The organism is Paenibacillus sp. cl130, from assembly GCF_900116035.1.
Lineage (GTDB): Bacteria > Bacillota > Bacilli > Paenibacillales > Paenibacillaceae > Paenibacillus > Paenibacillus polymyxa_B.
On record NZ_FOYG01000004.1, the window covers coordinates 100,680 to 122,238 of the forward strand.

Annotated in this window: 20 protein-coding genes and 1 pseudogene; 9 read left to right on the forward strand and 12 right to left on the reverse strand. The window is 42.9% G+C overall.

Going from position 1 to position 21,559, the window contains the following annotated elements; translation table 11 throughout:
* Positions 1-2 precede the first annotated feature (2 nt).
* Positions 3-749 carry an SDR family oxidoreductase gene (locus BM358_RS12790; protein ID WP_034095129.1) on the reverse strand — a complete coding sequence of 249 codons (747 nt, stop codon included), beginning with the start codon at positions 747-749 and terminating at the stop codon, positions 3-5.
* A 185-nt stretch (positions 750-934) separates the two neighbouring features.
* On the opposite strand from BM358_RS12790, the gene BM358_RS12795 reads away from it, so the two are divergent.
* The gene (locus BM358_RS12795) at positions 935-1,858 is read left to right on the forward strand and encodes an AraC family transcriptional regulator (protein ID WP_028540945.1); all 924 of its coding nucleotides are present in this window, start codon (positions 935-937) and stop codon (positions 1,856-1,858) included.
* 70 nt (positions 1,859-1,928) lie between these two features.
* Here BM358_RS12795 and nudK read toward each other — a convergent pair whose 3' ends face one another.
* Complete coding sequence (gene nudK / locus BM358_RS12800; RefSeq protein ID WP_028540944.1) at positions 1,929-2,891, reverse strand: GDP-mannose pyrophosphatase NudK; 963 nt, start codon at positions 2,889-2,891, stop codon at positions 1,929-1,931.
* A 1-nt stretch (position 2,892) separates the two neighbouring features.
* Positions 2,893-4,077 (reverse strand): MerR family transcriptional regulator, encoded by a 1,185-nt coding sequence (locus BM358_RS12805; RefSeq protein WP_023991074.1) that lies wholly within the window; start codon positions 4,075-4,077, stop codon positions 2,893-2,895.
* A 123-nt stretch (positions 4,078-4,200) separates the two neighbouring features.
* On the opposite strand from BM358_RS12805, the pseudogene BM358_RS12810 reads away from it, so the two are divergent.
* Positions 4,201-4,548, forward strand: a pseudogene (locus BM358_RS12810) (histidine phosphatase family protein); the annotation flags it as partial.
* 92 nt (positions 4,549-4,640) lie between these two features.
* Here BM358_RS12810 and BM358_RS12815 read toward each other — a convergent pair.
* Together BM358_RS12815 and BM358_RS12820 are read right to left on the reverse strand one after the other, a co-directional pair.
* On the reverse strand, positions 4,641-5,708 hold the full coding sequence (locus BM358_RS12815; RefSeq protein ID WP_028540943.1) for a DUF4367 domain-containing protein: 1,068 nt from the start codon (positions 5,706-5,708) through the stop codon (positions 4,641-4,643).
* The gene (locus tag BM358_RS12820; RefSeq protein WP_028540942.1) at positions 5,669-6,259 is read right to left on the reverse strand and encodes an RNA polymerase sigma factor; all 591 of its coding nucleotides are present in this window, start codon (positions 6,257-6,259) and stop codon (positions 5,669-5,671) included. The genes BM358_RS12815 and BM358_RS12820 overlap by 40 nt, the downstream gene beginning before the upstream one ends.
* A gap of 254 nt (positions 6,260-6,513) precedes the next feature.
* On the opposite strand from BM358_RS12820, the gene BM358_RS12825 reads away from it, so the two are divergent.
* Positions 6,514-7,026, forward strand: a complete 513-nt coding sequence (locus BM358_RS12825; protein WP_028540941.1) for a HEAT repeat domain-containing protein — start codon at positions 6,514-6,516, stop codon at positions 7,024-7,026.
* 63 nt (positions 7,027-7,089) lie between these two features.
* On the opposite strand, the gene BM358_RS12830 is transcribed toward BM358_RS12825, so the two are convergent.
* The 3 genes from BM358_RS12830 to BM358_RS12840 form a co-directional block, all read right to left on the reverse strand.
* Complete coding sequence (locus BM358_RS12830) at positions 7,090-8,535, reverse strand: DEAD/DEAH box helicase (RefSeq protein WP_023991069.1); 1,446 nt, start codon at positions 8,533-8,535, stop codon at positions 7,090-7,092.
* Positions 8,536-8,937: 402 nt separating this feature from the next.
* Positions 8,938-9,384, reverse strand: coding sequence for a GNAT family N-acetyltransferase (locus tag BM358_RS12835; RefSeq protein ID WP_028540940.1), 447 nt, complete (start codon positions 9,382-9,384; stop codon positions 8,938-8,940).
* A gap of 226 nt (positions 9,385-9,610) precedes the next feature.
* Positions 9,611-10,192 carry a TetR/AcrR family transcriptional regulator gene (locus BM358_RS12840; protein ID WP_028540939.1) on the reverse strand — a complete coding sequence of 194 codons (582 nt, stop codon included), beginning with the start codon at positions 10,190-10,192 and terminating at the stop codon, positions 9,611-9,613.
* A gap of 318 nt (positions 10,193-10,510) precedes the next feature.
* On the opposite strand from BM358_RS12840, the gene BM358_RS12845 reads away from it, so the two are divergent.
* From BM358_RS12845 to BM358_RS12870, 6 genes are all read left to right on the forward strand, one after another.
* On the forward strand, positions 10,511-11,572 hold the full coding sequence (locus BM358_RS12845) for an LLM class flavin-dependent oxidoreductase (RefSeq protein ID WP_028540938.1): 1,062 nt from the start codon (positions 10,511-10,513) through the stop codon (positions 11,570-11,572).
* A gap of 24 nt (positions 11,573-11,596) precedes the next feature.
* The gene (locus tag BM358_RS12850) at positions 11,597-12,535 is read left to right on the forward strand and encodes an alpha/beta hydrolase (RefSeq protein ID WP_028540937.1); all 939 of its coding nucleotides are present in this window, start codon (positions 11,597-11,599) and stop codon (positions 12,533-12,535) included.
* Between the two features lie 323 nt (positions 12,536-12,858).
* Positions 12,859-13,815, forward strand: a complete 957-nt coding sequence (locus BM358_RS12855; protein WP_028540936.1) for an endo-1,4-beta-xylanase — start codon at positions 12,859-12,861, stop codon at positions 13,813-13,815.
* A gap of 240 nt (positions 13,816-14,055) precedes the next feature.
* Positions 14,056-14,607, forward strand: coding sequence for a TetR/AcrR family transcriptional regulator (locus BM358_RS12860; RefSeq protein ID WP_023991063.1), 552 nt, complete (start codon positions 14,056-14,058; stop codon positions 14,605-14,607).
* Positions 14,607-14,978: a DMT family transporter gene (locus BM358_RS12865; RefSeq protein ID WP_023991062.1), complete on the forward strand. Its 372-nt coding sequence runs from the start codon at positions 14,607-14,609 to the stop codon at positions 14,976-14,978. The genes BM358_RS12860 and BM358_RS12865 overlap by 1 nt, the downstream gene beginning before the upstream one ends.
* A 245-nt stretch (positions 14,979-15,223) precedes the next feature.
* Positions 15,224-16,111: a class I SAM-dependent methyltransferase gene (locus BM358_RS12870; protein ID WP_028540935.1), complete on the forward strand. Its 888-nt coding sequence runs from the start codon at positions 15,224-15,226 to the stop codon at positions 16,109-16,111.
* Between the two features lie 168 nt (positions 16,112-16,279).
* Here BM358_RS12870 and gnd read toward each other — a convergent pair whose 3' ends face one another.
* From gnd to BM358_RS12890, 4 genes are all read right to left on the reverse strand, one after another.
* Positions 16,280-17,683, reverse strand: a complete 1,404-nt coding sequence (gene gnd / locus BM358_RS12875) for a decarboxylating NADP(+)-dependent phosphogluconate dehydrogenase (protein WP_028540934.1) — start codon at positions 17,681-17,683, stop codon at positions 16,280-16,282.
* A 107-nt stretch (positions 17,684-17,790) separates the two neighbouring features.
* The gene (locus BM358_RS12880; RefSeq protein ID WP_023991059.1) at positions 17,791-19,137 is read right to left on the reverse strand and encodes a GntP family permease; all 1,347 of its coding nucleotides are present in this window, start codon (positions 19,135-19,137) and stop codon (positions 17,791-17,793) included.
* A 27-nt stretch (positions 19,138-19,164) separates the two neighbouring features.
* Positions 19,165-20,703, reverse strand: coding sequence for a gluconokinase (gntK, locus tag BM358_RS12885; protein WP_028540933.1), 1,539 nt, complete (start codon positions 20,701-20,703; stop codon positions 19,165-19,167).
* Entirely contained in the window at positions 20,696-21,427 is a 732-nt protein-coding gene (locus BM358_RS12890; RefSeq protein ID WP_028540932.1) for a GntR family transcriptional regulator, read from the reverse strand. The genes gntK and BM358_RS12890 overlap by 8 nt, the downstream gene beginning before the upstream one ends.
* Between the last annotated feature and the right edge of the window lie 132 nt (positions 21,428-21,559).

The window sequence follows — 21,559 nt, forward strand, 5'->3', positions numbered from 1 at the left end:
TGTTACATTTGTGCGGTTGGGCGGATCACGATTTCGTTCACATCAATATCATCCGGTTGTTCAATTGCGAATCCAATTGCGCGGGCTACCGCGTCCGGTGTCATGGCTAGTTTATCCCGGATGGCAGCGAGTTGATCTCTCAATGCGGGATTGGTCATACCCTCCGTGAAATTCGTCTGCACAATACCAGGCGAAATGATGGTCACGCGCAGCTTGTCACCAGCCTCCTGGCGCAACCCTTCTGAGATGGCGCGCACAGCGAACTTCGTACCGGAGTAGACCGACTGGTTCGGCACAGTCTTATGTCCTGCTACAGAAGCGATGTTCACGAAGTGTCCGGAACCCTGCTTATGAAAGATAGGCAACGCTGCGGCTATACCGTACAAAACGCCTTTAATGTTGACGTCAATCATGTCCTCCCAGTCCTCGACACACAGATCTTCGAGAGGGGAAATGGGCATAACGCCAGCGTTGCTGACGAGAACATCCAGCTTCCCGTACCGTTCGCAAGCCAAATTAACGAGGTTGCACAGATCCTCGCGCCGTCTCACGTCAGTGCGTGCATAAACAGCTTCGCCACCTCCATTTGAAATGCGTGTCGCCAGCGCTTCAAGGCGATCCGCTCCGCGCGCTCCAAGCACGACTTTTGCCCCACGCTCGGCAAGCAACAGTGCTGTTGCTTCTCCAATTCCGCTGCTTGCACCTGTAATCACGACGACTTTGTTCTCTATTCTTCCTTCCAAATGCATAGCCCAATCCCTCTTCCTCTAATCTATTTGCCTTAGGCCCTTTGTTGGCCTTGCAAGTAAATTTTAAGTAGAATTCGATTGAGACAGGTAGACCGATCAAGTCCAATTCTTGCCTAATCCTATTCGGCGTGCATATAATTAGCACATCAATATTAGCGTTCAACGGAAAGGACGGTGAAGCATGAATGATTTCGTCTCCTCCCCCCTCTGATATTTCTACGAATCTACAAGAACTGATTCATTTAATTCATCAACATGCGTCTTCGGATGGTACGTTTGTCTCGTCTGTGCCAGGACTTTATTTCAGACGTGCAAGCGATGTGTCCGAGCTGAATCATACGGTCCATATGCCCTCCCTGTACGTGGTTGCACAAGGCTCAAAGACAGCAATGCTGGCTGGAGAAAACTATGTGTACGATCCAACAACTTACATGGTCACATCAGTTCAGCTTCCCGTAACTGGTAAAATAACTCAGGCCTCGTCGGAGCTCCCTTATCTAAGTCTTCAATTATCCATTAGTCCAGACGTCATCCTGGACATTATCAAGAAGAGTCCTCCTCAATGTACCGTAAAGACTGGACGCGGCATACTGGTGAGCCAATTTGACCCTCTGCTGCTTGATGCGCTACTTCGGCTTGTCAGACTTTCGGATACGCCTGCGGATATTCAGTTTCTTGCGCCGCTTATCACGCACGAGATCCTTTATCGTGTATTACAAGGTGAGCAGGGGGCTTTAATCAGGCAATTTGCCGTAGTTGGTAGCTATGCACATAGCATCTCCAAAGCGATCCATCTGATAACCCGCGATTACTCTAAGCCTCTTGTGATCGAAGAATTGGCGAAGGAAGTAAACATGAGCGCCTCTTCCTTACACAAGCATTTTAAAAAAGTAACAGCTATAAGTCCTCTCCAGTATCAGAAGGCCATTCGATTGCAGACTGCACGCCGCTTACTGCTCTCGGAGGGATTGGAAGCCGCCACTGCAGGCTTTCGCGTTGGCTATGAGAGCCCATCACAGTTCAGCCGGGAATATGGACGCATGTTTGGACGTCCGCCGATGAGTGATGTTACACATTTGCGTAATTCCCTTAGTGTCTCAGTTGATTGAGAGTTTCTTCGGGTGATCCGTGGAGGATGCCCAGAGGCAAGTTGTCTTTGGTCTGGTCAAAGAGGATATATCACACCAACGGAAGTTCGTCGAGCCGTTCGTAAATCAACAATCCTTTCTCTTTCGCCACCCTTACCATTTCATCGGCACCCTGAGAGGGTCCTCCAACCCGAAGCACGGCGTTACAGCAATCAAGCAGGCGAATGGAAGACGGATGAAAGATTCTGTTAAAAGTCTCGTCTCCCAAAGCAGTGGAACCAGCTGTCGCGATAAGGGGCAAAGCATACCACTCCCCCAGCACCGGCATATGACCAGCCTCGTAAACTTGAAGAGCAATTTCATTCATGTAGTTGACGTTCTTCTCAATTAATATATGATCATCATTCGTTCCAGATCGATACGGGCCTGCGATAAGGATATGAAGGGGTTTCGATTTCACTTTTAAGAGACCCTTGATCTGAGCGTATTGGAGCAGCATTATTGTCTTGGCGTCACGAATCTCGCCGCTTTCGACCATGTTTAGCACTTGAGCAAACGGAAGTTCCATTACTTCAATGTTTTCCTGCTCCTCCTCAAGGCCACCACCGTCACCCGTTGTCATATCTTCACTATACTCGGCTACATAGAAGTGCAGGATTTCGGTTACGGAGCCCGGTGACATATAGGCCTCGCCAACTTTCTGCACACGGTCGATACGGTATCCCGTCTCCTCCTCCGTCTCCCGAAGAATACCTTCTTCCGGTGTTTCTTTATCGAGTAGTCCTGCACAGGTTTCGATAAGCATCCCAGTTTCATTGCCGTTCCGATAAGTAGGCATCCGGAACTGTCTGGTCAGTACAACGGTTTGTTTGTGCTGATTATAGAGCAGGATCGTTGCGCCGTTGCCGCGATCGTACACTTCACGGGATTGTGTCTCCCATTGTCCATTATTTTTTTCAAACTCGAATGTGACCTTATTTAAGATGTACCAGTTATCCGATAGAAGCTCCTCTTTTACAATCCGTACTCTTGGGTGATACTGTTGTGACTTCATCTCATTTCCTCCCTAGAAAGATTCCGTTCTCTTTAGTCATTTCGAGAGTTCCGTTCTGCTGCAGAAGCCGATTGACGTGGTCTCGAAACTTGTCAATAGCCGCTCCGACAAGTCGCTCTCTTGCGTTCATCGGAGTCGAGATTATATATTCGATCAGGGGTTCCGCTTCGTCGACCAACAAACAGTCCTCGTATCGAAGCAACCGAAGATCGGAAAAGCAAGAAGACAGCAAGTCCCCTCCGTTATCCAGGTGGAACCGTTTAATAGCATGATCCAACACATGAAGCTCAGGATCGAACGAAACCGCCAAGTGTTCGACCTCTTGTAGGTGTTGAGTGCTCATTGTAGAGGTGCATACTATACCTCCTTGCTTTAAGATACGGTGCATCTCGCGGATTGCTCTAGGGATGTCTGGCACGTGGTACAGCATGTTGTTAGCGATAACCATATCGAATTGCTCTTCATGGAATGGGATCTGTTGCGCGTCAACAGATAAAAACTTAAACTGCGGATTGTTGCTTCCCAAGCGACAACGTGCTTCTTCCACCATCCCGCTTGACATATCGGTAAGCGTGATACGCCAGCTGCTTGGAATTCGTTCGGCGTTTCTTATCCAAAAGGTCCCGTCGCCGCAGCCCAACTCGAGAATGTGGGCTCCCGGTTGGACCTCCAGTTGTTCAAAGATCCAACGATGCCAGCCTTGGGGATTCGTACTGTACTTGTCGTAAAGATGTATCCGCGTTTGCAGACGGTTCGCCGTCCGATATTGCTCCCCCCAATTTTGCTCACTCTGCACGGTTTGAATAACATCCGCCAAATGGTTCCAATCGGAGCCATAAGCCGACATTTCCATAGCATCTCGTATTGCATGTACTACGTGCTCTGTATGAGCAATTTTCTTTTGTAAAACATCGAGTTGTGCTTGCAACGAGTGTCTGATCTCTCCGTTGGATGGCGACTCTGCATCTAAAATATCCATTATTGTTTGAAGCGATAACCCTAGATACTTCAACATCTGAATTCGCTGTAGTCTTTCCATATCTTTCATGTTGTACAGTCTTATGGATCCAGTGCGATGACCTCCTGGACTCAGAAGTCCAATTTGGTCGTAATATCGCAATGTCCTGACCGTTATCCCTGTACGTTTGGCAAGCTGTCCTGTCGTCAGATAGTTCTCTTTGTCCATCCATTGCTCACATCCAATTGATTGCTCTAGCATGTCGTTCTCAGTCAGTATAGCAAATGACGTAACGTCACCTTCAAGAAAAATTTATGCAATAAGAAACAAGAGAAAACCACCCTAGCAAAAGGTAAAGAAAGAATTTTTTCTAGTGAAGATAACCGAATCCCCGATGATGAATTATTCCCTTTGTTAGATAAGTCATTTTCTGATCCCAACTTTGCTTTAACGGGAGGAGAGTCTAATGCAGTTTGTCAGAACCGAAGTATAACAGTCTTAAAGAAATTGCTAAAAATCTACCGAGGACAGAAAGTCGCATTAGGCACTCATGGAGCTGTAATGACTTTAATGATGGAGTATTATGACAAGCAGTATGATTTGAATTTTTTACTACACACATCCAAACCAGACGTATACAGAATGGAATTCAATGATCAGGAATTAGTTGAGGTAAAAAGATTGTGGAACATGCCGTAATAGTTTGTGAGGAAAAGGTATAAGGACTATTCTTCAAAGAGAGACCACCCTTAAAAAAGGGATGGTCTCTCTTCGAAACTTTTCTTTTATAGCTATTGCGGCGAACCGTTAAGCAAATCTTCAGCTATTTTTACCAGGTCTTCTTTGCTCAGCGGGCTGTCCTGGTTATCAGATATGTTGTAGTGTAACCGTCTTTTTTCATCGAGCCATCCCAGTCGATTTTTTCCTACCTCCAAGGGCTTGCTTGTTTCGCTTGCTCTGATGTAATAGGCCTTGGTTCCTTTAATCATCAGTTCCTCAGCCGAATCCTGTTCATTTTGCATCACGGTCGTCTTTGTGACTTCGGGAGCGTATTTGGTGACGGCGATATTTACATAGTCATTTCCTCTCGCATACCGGGCGAGGGTGAAGTCTGACTTGTCCCAGCTCAGCTTTTGAATAAACAGATTTTCACCTTTCGGTGCAGCTTTAGCCTGTTGCGTCAGTTTATCCGTTAAAGCCCGATATTCCTCTTTGTTCATCATCCCAGGATATGCAGCGACTGGATAGACGTATCCGAAATCAAACCGGTAGCCATTCGGCAGATGAGTGGGACTATGCAACAGCGGAGCTTCTGTCCGCTTGATTTCATCCTGCAGACTGCTGAAGCTAGAAAGTTCAGTCGGCTTGTAGGCAAACAGGACGGGATTAGACGAATTTTGTTGATTCATAGAATCGTCCTTAACGTAATAGGCGGCATACTCTCCAGGCTGTAGACGGTCTGTCACCTCTTCGTTCCACTGTGTGTAGGTGGTTGTATACGTTTTGGAAGCGTCCGTTTCGGCAGGTGTTTTGGCGGTATTTAATACGACATCGCCTTTACTGTTACGGAATTCCAGATATTGCGAAGCGGCGTATCCAGTCACAGAGGCGCCCAATACAAAAAGCAAGATCATGATAGGAGCGGTGATGCGCGGCTGAAGACGCATTTTTACAATGAATCCCTTTTTGGGTTTCGCCTTTTGGTAGACCTGTTCCATCACTTTGTCAGAGACGTCAAAAGCTTGGATTTTTAGGACACTCTCTGGTTCTGTCAGCATGTCCATGTTTTTTAAGCCTCTATCTTTTAGATCGGTGTATTTCAGGCCTTGTTCCTGAGTTCTGTCTTGTAATTCACGCATTTTGGGTCCTCCTTTATGGGCTCCATCATTTTTTTGAGCTTTGTTTTTGTTCTGCCGTATTTTTTCTTGATCGCTTCCTCGCTTTTGTTCATAATTTCCCCGATTTCTCCAAACGATTTTTCTTCAAAAATGCGCAGCACCAACAGGTTTCGCTCCTCTGCATTCAGTTGGTCCAATGCCCGGCTCAGCGGTTCACTGAAAAGCTGACGTTCCATAACCTGCGCAGCACTGTCTGAAGTCATGTTAGTTGAGGTGAACAGGGTCATTTTAAATTTGCGCTGTAGTTTCTTCCTGCGAATCAGGTTTAGGCAGTGATGATAAGCCATTTTATACAGCCAGGAGGAGAAACCCACTGTGGGCCTGTACATACTAATTTTCTCGAAAGCACTAACGAAAATATCCTGTACAGCCTCTTCCGCTTCCTGCTCACTGCCTAGTAGTCGCCAGCAGTACACAAAAATCTGACGCTGATACTCCTTTACAATGTAGGCGTAATCATGGATCTCGCCAGCTTGGACCCGTTTAATTCTATATTCGATTTCCTCATTCAAAGATTTAGGCACCCCCTCTGATTAAAAAGAAAACTATGTCTGTATAACAAATGAAGAGGACCGAAAGGGACACCTTTTCTAAAATTTTTTTAAGTAGTAATCAACTCTCTAAGAGAATACGATAAAGCAGAACAATTATCACCAACGTTGTTGATTTCATAGAGCTTGAATTTTTATTGTGGAAATAAATAGAATGATAAAATATACCTATCAAAAAAGTGGAAATAGATTGTAAAGAAAAAAGGAGATGGGAAATGGGGTTTTATGATAATAGAGAAAATGCTTTATTCCGCACTCTTCAAGAGCAAGTCATAACATTCAAACAATGGGGAGCTAGCATAGCTGAAAAACATGGAGAATGGGAAACGAATTATCTTTATTGGGATAAGCTTTATAATGCTGTTGAGGAAGTGTTAGAACATACTTCATTAGCTGAATGGCAGACAGAAGTTTATGAACTGATCTTATATACACTGGCAAGGGATAATGAAGTTGAGAATGTATTGCAGTTGTTAATTGTACAACCCAAAATATTTTTGTCTTTAGCCTACAGTGCAATTACATACTCTGATTACGAAGCCAGATGGCAAATAGCCTATGGATTAGGTGAAGTAAAAGGAATGAGGGATGAAGTAAATAGTCTTTTGTCTAAGCTCTCGAATGATGAGCACGAATATGTCAGAAGAAGGGCATTAATTGCATTGCAGAAAAAATGGAAAGATGAATTAAATGATCAAGAGATAAACTCGGCAATCCCGCCCGTATAGCTAACGATAACCATCGGCTATGCTGGGCGGGATTGCCTCACTCTCTTTTATGCAGCGTATCTTCTACTTATTCCCTTTGCGTACCTTTAACAGCTTACCCTTTACGGTCGTATTCTTCATAATCTCAAGCACCAGTGGACCTTTACCATTCAGAATCTCAACATCTGTCGCATAATCCAGAATCGTAATGATCCCGATATCATCTGCGGTGACTCCGTCAAGCTTAGCGATGGTCCCCACGAAGTCGACAGCTCTAAGTTTTTTCTTCTTACCGCCGTTAAAATTCAGCTTCATAATCTGTTGGTTTAGTTGCTCGCGCTTATCTTTTTTGAGTGCGGTTTTTACATGCAGTTTCTGCTCAAAATCTTCTCTACGGAGATCAACAGCCTCTTCTGAGGGGGCCTTTACCTGCGGAATCGCGAATCCAATATATGCTTCAATATCAGCTAATCTTCTGCCATCCTTAGGAGTGATGAGGGAAATGGCTTTCCCCGTTTTGCCAGCACGTCCCGTACGTCCTGTACGGTGAACATAGCTTTCCTTCTCAAGGGGAATATCGTAGTTAATGACATGGGTGATATTCGTGATATCAATCCCTCTGGCGGCAACATCTGTCGCAATCAAGTAACGGAATTGACCCCTTCTGAATGCATTCATTACCTCAAATCGCTCGTCTTGCTCCATGCCACCATGAATGCGATCACATGGATATTCGAGATCAGCCAATGCTCTGAATAATGTATCTACATTCTCCTGCGTACGACAGAAAATAATGCAGCTGTCAGGATTCTCAACAATGAGCAGATCTTGCAGTAGTGCCAGCTTGTCTGACTCCTTCACCTGAATAAGAGAGTGATCAATTGTGGCGGTCGTTATACCAGTTGCTTTAATCTCAATTCTAACAGGATCTTTCATATATTTACGTGACAGTGTGGCTACATCCTCAGGGAAGGTAGCGGAGAATAACATGGTAACCCGGTCACTAGGCAGCGCTTGAATAATCGACTGGACTTGCTCGATAAAGCCCATATTCAGCATCTCGTCAGCTTCATCAATCACGAGGTAGGCAATCCGATCTAACGATAGCGTGCCTCGTTCGATATGGTCCAGTACACGTCCTGGCGTACCTACAGCCACATGCGTCCTTTGTTTTAACTCAGCTTTTTGGATATGAAAAGGATGTTTTCCATAAAGGGGTGTTGCTTTTATCCGCTTAAAGCGTCCAATATTCGTGATGTCTTCGGTGACCTGTAACGCGAGTTCACGGGTTGGCGTCAGGATTAAAGCTTGGGGCTTATTCTCATTCCAATCTACTAGCTCACAAATTGGAATACCATATGCTGCTGTTTTGCCGCTACCTGTTTGCGATTTGGCGACAAGATCCTTCTTCTCAAGCGCAACAGGAATAACTTCCGTTTGAATCTCTGTTGGCGTCTCATAGCCCAAGCTATTGAGCGCTCTTACAATTTCTTCACTTAATGCGTAATCTGTAAAATGCTTCTGACTCATTTTCAACCTCTTCTGCGCTGTATTTGAATACCAATACATATATAATGTCATCGTGTATCGAACTTATACTCATCTAGTATACTCTATATCCAGGCTTACTCTAATACATATCCATGTTACTGTTTGTCTAATCGTATCCTTGGAGCGTTTAACGAAGGGCTCGTCCATTTTCTCGTGTATGGTATCTGATGTGTTGGTCGACTGAGCTATTTCGCAATTTAACGACCAACAAACTTTACCCCATATGGATCTACGTTGAACAATTTCATGGAGAATTACTTATCTTCAATTGTATCGGCATTTCCATATCCGCATGCGTGAAAACATGTGTTACGCATAAAGGGCACCAATTAGGTGCCCTTTGAACTGCCGTTAGCGCGGAAAACCGTATCAAAAGTATTGTTACGATGAAAAGTGAACCCAATCTCTCCCTTGGACAGCATCCATTTCTTTAAAGAAAATTTGAGCGCGTTTATTCTCAGTAGAAGTTATCCAGGTCATATGAGCATATCCATAATTTTGTGAGTACTTTTGACATTCTAAAAAAAGCTGTGATTCTACTTCTGTATCTCTAAATGGTTCCAATACAAATAGGTCGTTCATAAAGGTGATTTTGTCTGCTTTCATCGTGCTAAAGGTAAAGAATAATGTAGCAAAGCCGATTAATTCTCCATTTTGTTCCGCCACAAATTGTATACCGTTTTGCTGCTCAAAAAGGGTTTGAATCAAATTATGAATTTTTTCGATAGGTGGCCTAGGGTTTTGATAAAAACCAACGATGTATTCATACATTAACTCGGTTAAATTGTTTAAATCATCAGGCTTAGCGTTTCTTATTAAAAATGACATTAGATGTACTCCCTTTTCATTAGTTTTGAATTAATATACATCGTAAAGTATATATATGCAAAATTAAGATCAGTGAAAGAATCTTTTGAACTCATGCAAATGCGAAGAAGTATGTAATATGAGCGCAACAAAGGCTGCCGAGGAAATGTATCCGGCAGTCTTTGTTGCGCTGAGGGACATGTGCATCGAGAATACACCCATTCGTTAAAATTGAATTTACTCCGAATTACTTAAGAAGTGTAAGTGTCACCTCTATCGTGTTATTAATAAATGATCGTTCTGGACGAGATTTTATCATTACGGTCAGTCCAATTAACGATACGACTAGCGCCTGTGATACAGCCTTCGCATTGAGCCCGATCTCAAGCTCACCTGATTGTATACCTCGTTCAATGGTTTCTTGAAATATAACCGATAGGTACATTTGATGTTCCCTTGTAAGAATTTCAAATTTCTCATCATGAGGTGCAAGTTCAACCATTGTATTGATGCAAAAGCATCCTTTTCTAGGGTTTTCTGTATATTCCTCATCTACCACACCTTCAAAAAAAGCTCGAAATGCTTCTTTTACAGATGGTTTGCTTTGAAGCTTGGCTCGGATCAGAGAAGCACGGGACATCATGTATTTGCGCAGCGCAGCTTCGAACAATTCTTTTTTGCCTCCAAAAGTGGAGTATATACTAGGTCGTTGAATTTCCATTCTGGAAGTTAAATCACTCAGCGAGGTAGCTTCATATCCCTTCTCCCAAAATATTTGCATTGCTGCATCTAATACTTTATCTTCGTCAAATTCGCGGATTCGTCCCATAATCAATACCTCTCATTGCTCGTAATTTTATTCTTAACTCAATAACTCTGATTATAATTGTCAGGGTTTTTTATTTGCGTACCAATTAGTATGTTATTATCTTATAATTAGCCCGTTATATTGTCAAATGCAGATTGGTTTATCGCACCAAGGAGATATCAGTATGAGGATAAAACAAAGTATTTTTACTATATTTATTGACAGTATTCTTTTTAATGAGTTATATTTACTGGGAAAAATATATTACCGATCGGTATGATATTTTATCGGTATTTGATTGTCATACAAAGAAAGCTATTAGAATAGGAGAGATGGACCATGGAGATAGGTATTACTTCGTTTGTAGAAACAAAGCCTGACGTTCAGACAGGTGAAGTGATAAGTCACGCACAGCGATTGCGCGAAGTTGTCGAGGAAATTATCCTTGCTGATCAAGTGGGACTTGATGTGTTTGGGGTAGGTGAGCATCATCGGAAGGATTATTCGGCATCTTCACCAGCAATTGTGCTGTCAGCGGCTGCAGCGCAGACGAAACGGATTCGGCTGACCAGTGCAGTCACAGTGCTTTCTTCAGCTGATCCCGTTCGCGTTTTTCAGGATTTTGCTACGCTGGATGGTATTTCGAATGGACGTGCGGAGATTATGGCGGGCCGAGGTTCCTTTATTGAATCTTTTCCACTGTTTGGCTATGACTTGGAAGACTATGATGAGCTGTTTGAACAACATTTGGAATTGCTCCTTAAAATACGGGAGTCCGAAAAAGTAACCTGGAAAGGCGGACATCGGCCAGCGATTAACAATTTGGGTGTGTATCCACGGCCGGTTCAGAATCCTTTACCGATATGGGTTGGCAGCGGGGGCAGGCAGGATTCTGCTATCCGTGCAGGTCTGTTAGGACTGCCCTTGATGTTGGCGATCATTGGTGGAAATCCGATGAATTTTGCACCGCTTGTACAGCTTTATAAGAAGGCAGCAGCGCACGCTGGTCATGACGAATCGCAGCTTAAGGTTGGATCGCACTCGATAGGATTTGTTGGAGAGAATAATGAACGAGCTGCAGATACATATTTCCCTTCTACGATGGCAGGTATGAATAGATTAGGCAGGGAGCGGGGCTGGGCGCATTATGATCGTTCTAGCTACGATGCCGCGCGCAGCTTTGAAGGTGCGCTGTATGTTGGCGATCCTGAGACTATTGCCCAGAAGATCATTCACCTTCGCAAACATGTAGGTGTTACACGCTTTATGCTGTATGTTCCGTTAAGTACAATGCCGCATGCCGAGGTGATGAGAGCCATTGAACTGATGGGAACAGAGGTAGCACCCCGAGTTCGGAAGGAAATAGCCCAGTGGGAAGCGGAGACGGAAAAAAGATTATAAAAACCAAACATAGGAGTGATTCACATGGATTTTGAAAATCGTTTGTACCCAGAATTTAGGTCGGTAATTGCACAATTTCCTGGATTTCAATTGGAAGAAAATTTAGAACTGAGTAGAAGCTATTTGTCGAGTCCTCCCATTGAGCAGTCGAAGCACGTACACACGACAAGCCGGATGATTCCGAGCGTAGCAGGCGAGATATTAGTTAAAATCTACGAACCTGCCCAGCGAACTGACGTTAGGCTTCCGGCCATGCTGTGGATTCACGGGGGAGGCTATGTGATGGGGCATCCTGATATGGACGATGCTTTGTGCGAACGCTTCGTGCAGGCGGCCAAATGCGTCGTCGTATCGGTCGATTACCGACTTGCTCCCGAGCATCCCTACCCAGCTGCCATCGATGACTGTTATGCCGCTTTGACGTGGATGACCGATGAAGCTGAGCTGCTGGGCATCGACTTAGATCGAGTCGCAATTGCCGGAGCAAGTGGGGGCGGCGGTCTGACCGCAGCACTTGCTTTAATGGCCCGTGACAAAGGCGGGCCAGCCCTCATTTTCCAAATGCCGCTGTATCCGATGATCGATGACCGTAGTATTACGGCGTCAAGTCATGAGATTACGGCCGATAACGCACCATGGAACCGGAAGAACAACTTGGCGGCTTGGAACATGTACTTGGGGGATCGTACTGAAGACACCGAGGTGTCCCTATACGCTGTGCCGTCGAGAGCGGAATGCTTGGCTGGGCTACCGCCGACCTATACGTGCATTGGCCAGCTCGATCTGTTCCGAGATGAGACGATTGAATATGTGACACGCCTTGCCCAAGCTGGGGTAGACGTTGAATTCCATCTGTATCCCGGCACATTCCACAACTTTGAGGGGATGGTTCCGCAAGCAGAAGTGAGCCAACGTGCTAGCCAAAGTTATGTAGATGCAATTGCACGAGCCCTTAATTCTTAAACTATTAAATGGGCAGTCTCCAAAGTGATATGCTTCCAAAAAAGTAGACAGGTTAAATAATAAAACTTGCTACTGTAAGGGGAGCATATCACTTTTTGCAGTAATCTTTTTTGTCGTTTGATACGAGGCTAGATTTTAACCGAAACGATGTGTTAAAGGAGCATCAGGTGTTCAGTCGCCCCGCAATGATGTAAAGTTTTTCGGGTAAAATCTTTACTTTTACATGTAGCGGATAATAACCTTTCATTCTTATAATTGGAAATGTAAGCGATTTATTTAGAGGCGAGGATATTAAAAAACTATACGTATGAGGAGGAGATTGTATGTCGAAATTTAAAGTGGGCAAGTTGGCAAGCAGCTTGGCGTTGGCGGGTGTGTTGTTATCATCAGTTCTGATAAACCCGGCTAGTGCCAGTATGGCGAACGGTGGCAAATTCCTCGGGAATATCATTGCTGGAAGTGTCCCTGCAAGTTTCGGAACATACTGGAACCAGGTGACGCCAGAGAATTCGACCAAATGGGGGTCGGTTGAAGGCAGTCGTAACAACATGAACTGGTCGCAGGCGGATACCGCCTACAATTATGCCCGTAACAATGGCTTCCCGTTCAAGTTCCATACATTGGTATGGGGTGCTCAGGAGCCAGGTTGGATTAGCGGACTGTCGGCTGCTGATCAGAAGGCGGAAGTGACCCAGTGGATTAAAGCAGCAGGCCAACGCTATCCGAATGCGGAGTTTATAGATGTGGTGAATGAGCCCCTGCATCAGAAGCCATCCTTCCGCAATGCCATAGGAGGTGACGGATCGACCGGATGGGATTGGGTCATATGGTCATTCCAACAGGCAAGACAAGCCTTTCCAAATGCCAAGCTGATGATTAATGAATATGGAATTATCAACGATCCCTCGTTAACCGACCAATATGTCAATATTATTAATCAGCTCAAGAGCAGAGGCCTGATTGACGGTATTGGTATTCAATGCCACCAGTTTAGCATGGACACTGTCTCAGTTAACACGATGAACACTGTACTGAACAAGCTAGCGGCAACAGGATTGCCAATCTATGTGTCGGAACTGGATATAACTGGCGACGACAACACCCAGCTTGCCAGATACAAGGAGAAATTTCCGGTATTATGGAAGCATTCCGCGGTGAAGGGAGTTACGCTCTGGGGATACATCCAGGGGCAAACCTGGATATCGAATACACATCTGCTGAACTCAAATGGCACGGAACGTCCCGCACTCCAATGGCTGAGACAATATGTGCAGAGTTAAGCTATAGGTGGCACTTAAAACCCAACAGATGCGAAATTTTTCCGAATGTCTGGGCTGGGTAGATATTTATTTGACGAAGTCTTGGCTGAAATGTTATACGCCCAAGGCTTCTTTTTATTTAGCTTAAACCTAACGTATCAAAACCTAATCCAACTCAATTAGGCTTACATACCCAATCCATAACTTTAACCCACTTGAAATAAAACCGTCTGGACGGTATAGTAAAGAGGGGTGATCAACATGAATACAACTAAAAAAACATTAAAAAGAGAATTAATTCTTAAAGCGGCCTCCATGATTGTGCACGAAGAAGGAGTAGAGAAGTTAACGTTAGAAGCGGTGGCTAAGAAAGCGGGAATAAGTAAAGGAGGATTGCTTTACCATTTTCCGAATAAGGATGAATTGGTTTTGGGAATGGTTGAGCAACTATCGACCAGCTTTGTCTCCGAATTTAATGAGAGAGCAGAAAACGATATGCATTCCAAAGGAAGATGGACTCGCGCTTATATGAATACATCATTTTCTGGCGATCGGAATGCAAGTGACCTGTATACCGCTCTTTCAGCAGCACAGTTTACGAACCCTCAAATGCTAAAGTTACTTCAGGACGAGTATGAGAATATCCAAAACAAAATTGAAAACGACGAATTGGATCCCGTTCGTTCCACGATAGTCCGATTAGCTATAGACGGCTTGTGGTTTGCCGAAATGTTTGGGCTTGCTCCTCCTAATGAGGAAATGAGGCAAAAAATGATGGAAGAATTGAAGACATATATAAAGGAGAATGAATAATGGCTTATCTTTTCTTGGCAATCTCTATTGTTGGTGAACTTATTGGAACTTCAATGCTTAAAGCTTCAGAAGGTTTTACCAGATTGTATCCGACTCTATTCACAATTGTTGCGTTTGTGATCTCTTTCTTCTTTATCTCTCTATCCCTTAAGACGCTTCCTTTAAATATGACTTATGCCATCTGGTCAGGTGTAGGGGCTGTTGCTACAACGCTTATTTCAGTATTGATTTGGAAAGAAAAAATCAATACAGGAAGTATCGCAGGTATTGCTTTAATTGTTATTGGCGTGGTGGTACTGAACCTATTTGGTGCAGGACATGGTGAGGCAAAAGCTACAACAGAAGCAACGGGTTCAATCGTTCAAAAATGAGATAAAGATTTTCGGACCGAGGATATAAGCACGCTTGAAGGCATAAGGGCATTCGTCGAGAAAGTTCTTGTGCCGCACGGCGTGAGGGTATGAATTTTTAGTCATTTAAATTTTTTTGATTGAATTACGGATATAATAAGTCTATAATGTCGATTGTAGGGTGTTTCATATTTACCACCATACGGAAGCAAGGTGTAGATATTAGTAGACTTTAAAATCTAATTAGTAGAAGGGAAGTCTAATTAATGACCCAGTCTTTATTTGATCCCGAAGTATGGAAGGCTGCTTGGATAAACGATCCGGAAGCTGGTGTAAATCGAATGCTTAGAGCGGGAACGGTACCGGCTCATTCGTTTGATGATATGGCAAGGGCAAGAAGCTTCCACAAGCAGGCATTTAATGAAGAAGGAATAAAGAGAACAGCCAGAATTATGGGATGGCTAAGGACACAAGGAGTTACCATTAAAGACTCCTCTATCCTGGATATTGGTGCTGCCTCGGGTGTCTTCAGTATTCCTTTTGCAGAGGAAGGGGCAAATGTTACTGCCGTTGAGCCTTCAGGACCGTTGACAGCCTTAATGGAAGAGAGTATTAAGCCATCAATAAAGGAAAACATTAAAATCGTGCGGGAACAATTTGAGGAGTTATCTATTGAGACGAACGGATGGCAAAACAAATTTGATCTGGTGTTTGCATCCATGTGTCCAGCCATTTTCGGTTGGGAAATGGTAGAGAAGGCGCTCGCCTGTGCCAGCCAGTTTTGTTACATCAGTACGAGTGCTGGGCCTAAGGAGCATAGTCTGATTCAGGAATTGCGCCCTGTAGTCGGAATAAAAGAGGACCTAGTACAAACTTCAGATATGGCATATATCATCCAACTATTAAACATATACGGCTACTCTTTTCAAACCCTGATTACTCGTGAAACCCAAACGGTAATGATGTCGGTGGACGAGGTGGTAAAACATACATTAGGCTGGTTCTCATTCTTCGGGATGCCAACAGATGAACAGTCGCTACAGAAAGCAGAAGCCTATTTAAGAGAGACGTACGCAGGGAAGAGAATCCCTGTTCAGCAAGGAGGACGCTTTGGTAAAGTTCTGGTCCGTATAAAGAATCAGCACATGTATTAATCGTTTTGTCATGTAGCTTCTATTTATTCCCCTTGCCCTTCAGAATCTCAACGTCTGTTACATAATATAGACACAAGAGCATTGTGGGGAAAATGTATTCAAAATAAGAGCCCTAATGAAGGGAAGAACCACTTCATTAGGGCTCTGGAGATTTACTACGGCTATGGATCACTGCCAGTTTGTGTGAAAGAATCCTGCTACATCACTTCGTTCATAAGTATGGGCACCAAAATAATCCCTTTGTGCTTGCAAAAGGTTAGCATTCGAAATGCCTGTCCGGTAACTATCGTAATAAGTAAGTGAAGCACTTAAACATGGAAACGAAGTACCAGAATTAATACCCTCACAGACAACTTTTCGTAATCCTTTTTGATACTCTTTAACCTTTTCAGCAAAATACGGGGCGATTAATAGATTAGCCAAATTCGGCTGTTCTTGATATGTTTCGCTTATTACGTTTAAGAATTCGGCACGAATGATGCAACCACCACGGAAAATAAGGGCAATATCCTTTAAAGGTAAATTCCATCCGTAAAGTTCAGAAGTCATTTTATATTGTATAAATCCTTGCGCGTAGGCACAAATTTTACCCATATAAAAAGCTTGTCTAATGTACTCAATCCACACATCTTTATCTAAACTTCGCTGGTCAATCCCTGGTCCTGTTAGAATATTTTCTGCATAAACTCGTTCTTCTTTTAAAGAGGAGATGTAACGGGCAAACAATGACTCTGTAATAATGGATGATGGGATCCCATTGTCAATTGCTTGAATGCTTGTCCATTTACCAGTGCCCTTTTGCCCTGTTTTATCAAGAATCACATCAATTAGTGGTAAGCCTGTTACATCATCCTTTTTCCGTAAAATCTCTGCTGTGATTTGGATTAAATAACTTTTTAGCTCCCCTTGATTCCATATTTCAAAGATATCAGCAATTTCATTCACAGATAAACGTAACCTTTTTCTTAAAAATGTATAGGTTTCTGCGATTAATTGCATATCTGCATACTCGATTCCGTTATGTACCATTTTTACAAAGTGACCGGACCCTTTTGGACCCATATAAACACAGCAAGGGTCTGCGTCCACTTGGGCTGCTATTTTTGTTAGAATAGGAGCTGCTTTTTCATATACGTTTTTATCTCCACCAGGCATGATCGCAGGTCCATTTAAAGCCCCGACTTCGCCGCCGGAAATACCGATTCCTAAATAACCGATTCCTTTTGACTTCAATTCATCATATCTACGTTCCGTATCTTTGTAATGGGAGTTACCACCGTCCATAATCACATCGCCTGCTTCAAGGAAGGGTACTAATGTACCTATTACCGAATCGACCGGTTTGCCCGCTGTTACCATAAGGAAGATTTTTCTTGGAGTTTTTAAGGAGTAAACAAAATCTTGAATTTCGTAGTAGGGATGGATAGAGTGATCTTCACTTTTTTTAACAAGATCATCCGTTAAATCCCTCGTATAATTATAGACAGCGACTTGCTCACCCTTACCAGCCATGTTTAAAGCGATATTACGGCCCATTACCCCTAAACCAATGACACCAATTGTGTTGGACATTTTTTTTGCTCCTTTTATTTGAAATGAATAGGCCGTAGATCCTCACTTATAGGCTTAGAAAATTCTAAGGAAAATAAGTGGGGGATCTACCGCCCGGGAATCATGGTTTATACGAATAAACTTAGTACTAAAATAAATCCTAATCCAGCTACAGAAATGATGGTCTCAAGCAATGTCCATGTTGCAAATGTTTCTTTCATACTTAAACCAAAATATTCTTTAAACATCCAGAAACCAGCATCGTTAACATGTGAAGCTATTAAACTACCCGCTCCCGTTGCAAGCACAACTAAAGCAAGATTAACGTCGGATTGTCCTAACATCGGAATAACTAAACCAGCGGTTGTTAAAGCTGCAACAGTTGCAGAACCTAAGGAAATACGTAATATTGCAGCGATGATCCAGGCAAGCAAGATGGGTGATAATGTAGTTCCATTGAATAATTCAGCTACATAGTCACCTACGCCGCCATTAATCAGTACTTGTTTGAAGGCGCCGCCACCCCCAATGATTAAGAGCATCATCCCAATATGAGTAATAGCCGTTGTACAAGATGCCATTACATTTTTAATTGGAATTTTCCTTGCTATTCCCATGGTGTAGACAGCTACCAGTAAGGAAATTAACATGGAAGTTGATGCATCACCAATAAAACGGATCGCTGCTAGTAAACTACTATCTTCAAAGCCCATTGTTTTTTGAAGCAAAGTAATAACCGTAGCAATAGACATTAAAATAACAGGAAGCATTGCAGTAAATACACTGATGCCAAATCCAGGAGTTTCCTCGGATTTAAATACTTTTTGTTCACCTAAAGAGGCAATATTACCCGTTTTCGTAAATGATGCAGGTACGAGTTTTTTGGCAAGCTTAGTAAATACAGGTCCAGCTAAAATAACAGTTGGAATGGCAATAATGAAACCGTAAAGTAAAACCTCACCAAGGTTCGCGCCATATTCACCAGCAATAACTGTTGGCCCTGGATGTGGAGGTAAGAAGCCATGTGTTACGGATAAAGCTGCAACCATCGGAATACCGAGATATAAGATAGAAACCTTTAATTCTTTTGAAATGGCAAATATGATTGGAATTAACAATACTAATCCTACTTCAAAAAATAACGCCACACCGATAATGAATGAAGCAGCTACGACTGCCCATTGGATATTTTTTTCACCAAATTTGTCTACGAGGGTCATGGCAATTCGTTGAGCACCGCCAGAATCAGCGATCAACTTACCTAACATCGCTCCAAGTCCAAAGATTAACGCTAAGTGACCAAGGGTTCCGCCTAATCCGGCTTCGATGGTTTTGACAATTTCCTCTAATGGCATTCCAAGTGCTAAAGCGACGCCGAACGATACAATGATTAATGAAATAAAGGTGTTCAATTTGAAGCCCATTATTAAAACTAATAATGCTAAAATTCCAATCGCTACGATAACTAATGGCATTGTAATTACCCCCTGCTTTTTATCTTTTTAGTGTTTAATTAAGCTTCTTTGATAATTGGAAATCCGTGTATAATCGTCTTCTAATACTCTGGATAGGTTAATGAAAATCGGCAGCAATTTCCTATATTCCTTGGTCGCTTCTTCTTTTGGTGTATGTTTGTTGGTACTGCCAATCATTTCAGAAACGACTTCAAAGGACTGGATTTGTCCGGTGGTATACAAGCCTAAAATACAAGCTCCTAGACAAGAACTTTCGTAGCTTTCTGGAACGACGACTTCAGATGCGAATATATCGGACATCATTTGCCGCCAAACAGCTGACCTTGCGAAGCCTCCAGTAGCTTGGATTCGGGTCACAGGACTGTCCATACATTCGGTTAATGCTAAAAATACGGTGTACAGATTGTAAATGACTCCTTCTAGGGCTGCGCGAATCATATGTTCTTTCTTATGTGACATCGTTAAACCGAAGAATGAGCCACGTACGTCTGGGTTCCATAATGGCGCACGTTCACCAGCGAGGTACGGATGGAATAACAATCCGTCAGATCCTGGTCTTACACGTTCAGCAATCTTGGTTAGTACATCATATGGATCAATTCCTAGTCTTTTCGCTGTTTCCACTTCTGATGAGGCAAGTTCGTCACGGATCCAGCGAAGGACCATCCCGCCATTGTTCACCGGCCCCCCAATAACCCAGTGCTTTTCTGTTAAGGCATAACAAAATATTCTTCCCTTTTCGTCTGTCTGAGGCTTGTCTATAATGGTTCGAATGGCACCGCTTGTCCCGATTGTGACGGCAACTTCGCCTTTTCGTATCGCATTTACACCTAGATTAGAAAGGACTCCATCGCTAGCTCCAATGACAAACGATGTTTGTGGATCGATCCCCATCTTTTTTGCTAAATCTGAATCACAGTTGGTAAATATTCTGGTTGTTGGCACGAGCTCAGATAATTGAGAAGGGGTTATACCAGCAATTTTTAATGCCTCTTCATCCCAATCTAATTTTTCTAGATTCATCATACCCATGGCAGAAGCTAGGGAATAATCCACTACATATTGATCAAAGAACTTTTTAAAAATATATTCTTTAATTCCGATATACTTTTTAACCTTGACAGCGGTTTCAGGAAGGTCATTCACAATCCAAGCTATTTTTGTTAATGGTGACATGGGGTGAATGGGTGTTCCTGTTCGTTTATAGACTTCATGGCCATTCAGCTCATCTTTTATTTTATGTGCCCACGCTTCACTGCGATTATCTGCCCATGTAATACAAGGCGTCAGTGGGCGGTCATTTTCATCCATCGCAATGACACTATGCATGGCACTGCTAAATGAAACAAACGATAGCTTTTTTTGTGAGTGATGTTTCATTATATTTGAAGTGGCTTGCAGAACAGCCTGAAAAATCTCTTCTGGGTTTTGTTCAGCTGTTGCTATATCCGGGGTATAAAGCGGGTATCCAATATTCTCTTGTTGGATGACTTCGCCTTTTTCGCTAAATAGAACGGCTTTCGTACTTGTGGTTCCGATATCTACACCTAACATATAGTTAGTCATTTTGTTGCACGACTCCTTTAGATAGCATTTGTTGTGACATCCATAGGTCTTCTACTTTACCTTGAACATCATCAAAGTTTTCATGTAAAGACTTGATCATGAGGTCTCTATCTTTTGCTTTGATTGCTTCAATATAAAGTTCGTGATTGTTTATAATCCGTGTAAAGTCTTCATACTTTTCTTTAAAACGCATACGCATCGACAAAAGAATGAGACTTTCCATAACAGGCTTTAAATTATTCCAGATCATCAGAATATGCGAATGATTGACTGCACGAATAATCGTTTCATGGAACAAGACATCTTGATATGAAAACTCATCAGCATCACTATATTTGAGGGCGACTTTCATCATTTCGAGTATTTTACTAAGTTCCTTTGCCAAATCATTAGTGTCCATCTTTACAAGACGTTCAAATACAAACGATTCTATGAGCAGACGGACATCATAAATTTCTTCTATTTCTTTTTCTGATAGGCCAATAACAACGGCTCCCATTCTTTCTAATCGAATGATATTTTCGGATGCCAGTATTTTTAACGCTTCACGAATGGGTGAGCGACTTACAGTGAAATCAGCAGCTAGTTTATTTTCGGATAATATGGTACCGCTTTCAATCCCGCCAGAAATAATGCGCATTCTAAGCTCGGATGTTACGCGATCACCAGCAGAGGCTTTTAAAAGCCATTTGGAGGGATATAGGAATTCTGATTCGACCATCATTTCACCTTCTCAATTAATCAAGTATACTTGTATACAGGTATTATAATCTGAAATTTTAAATTTGCAAGCGTATACATTAAATTTGTTTTGTAACTCCTCGATACATAAAATGAAAATTGCATATTAAGACAT

Excerpts from the sequence above, each read along its gene's own strand:
- BM358_RS12790 (WP_034095129.1), bottom strand. The coding sequence starts at position 749 with ATGCATTTGGAAGGAAGAATAGAGAACAAAGTCGTCGTGATTACAGGT.
- BM358_RS12795 (WP_028540945.1), top strand. The coding sequence starts at position 935 with ATGATTTCGTCTCCTCCCCCCTCTGATATTTCTACGAATCTACAAGAA.
- nudK (WP_028540944.1), bottom strand. The coding sequence starts at position 2,891 with ATGAAGTCACAACAGTATCACCCAAGAGTACGGATTGTAAAAGAGGAG.
- BM358_RS12805 (WP_023991074.1), bottom strand. The coding sequence starts at position 4,077 with ATGGACAAAGAGAACTATCTGACGACAGGACAGCTTGCCAAACGTACA.
- BM358_RS12815 (WP_028540943.1), bottom strand. The coding sequence starts at position 5,708 with ATGCGTGAATTACAAGACAGAACTCAGGAACAAGGCCTGAAATACACC.
- BM358_RS12825 (WP_028540941.1), top strand. The coding sequence starts at position 6,514 with ATGGGGTTTTATGATAATAGAGAAAATGCTTTATTCCGCACTCTTCAA.
- BM358_RS12830 (WP_023991069.1), bottom strand. The coding sequence starts at position 8,535 with ATGAGTCAGAAGCATTTTACAGATTACGCATTAAGTGAAGAAATTGTA.
- BM358_RS12835 (WP_028540940.1), bottom strand. The coding sequence starts at position 9,384 with ATGTCATTTTTAATAAGAAACGCTAAGCCTGATGATTTAAACAATTTA.
- BM358_RS12840 (WP_028540939.1), bottom strand. The coding sequence starts at position 10,192 with ATGGGACGAATCCGCGAATTTGACGAAGATAAAGTATTAGATGCAGCA.
- BM358_RS12845 (WP_028540938.1), top strand. The coding sequence starts at position 10,511 with ATGGAGATAGGTATTACTTCGTTTGTAGAAACAAAGCCTGACGTTCAG.
- BM358_RS12850 (WP_028540937.1), top strand. The coding sequence starts at position 11,597 with ATGGATTTTGAAAATCGTTTGTACCCAGAATTTAGGTCGGTAATTGCA.
- BM358_RS12855 (WP_028540936.1), top strand. The coding sequence starts at position 12,859 with ATGTCGAAATTTAAAGTGGGCAAGTTGGCAAGCAGCTTGGCGTTGGCG.
- BM358_RS12860 (WP_023991063.1), top strand. The coding sequence starts at position 14,056 with ATGAATACAACTAAAAAAACATTAAAAAGAGAATTAATTCTTAAAGCG.
- BM358_RS12865 (WP_023991062.1), top strand. The coding sequence starts at position 14,607 with ATGGCTTATCTTTTCTTGGCAATCTCTATTGTTGGTGAACTTATTGGA.
- BM358_RS12870 (WP_028540935.1), top strand. The coding sequence starts at position 15,224 with ATGACCCAGTCTTTATTTGATCCCGAAGTATGGAAGGCTGCTTGGATA.
- gnd (WP_028540934.1), bottom strand. The coding sequence starts at position 17,683 with ATGTCCAACACAATTGGTGTCATTGGTTTAGGGGTAATGGGCCGTAAT.
- BM358_RS12880 (WP_023991059.1), bottom strand. The coding sequence starts at position 19,137 with ATGCCATTAGTTATCGTAGCGATTGGAATTTTAGCATTATTAGTTTTA.
- gntK (WP_028540933.1), bottom strand. The coding sequence starts at position 20,703 with ATGACTAACTATATGTTAGGTGTAGATATCGGAACCACAAGTACGAAA.
- BM358_RS12890 (WP_028540932.1), bottom strand. The coding sequence starts at position 21,427 with ATGATGGTCGAATCAGAATTCCTATATCCCTCCAAATGGCTTTTAAAA.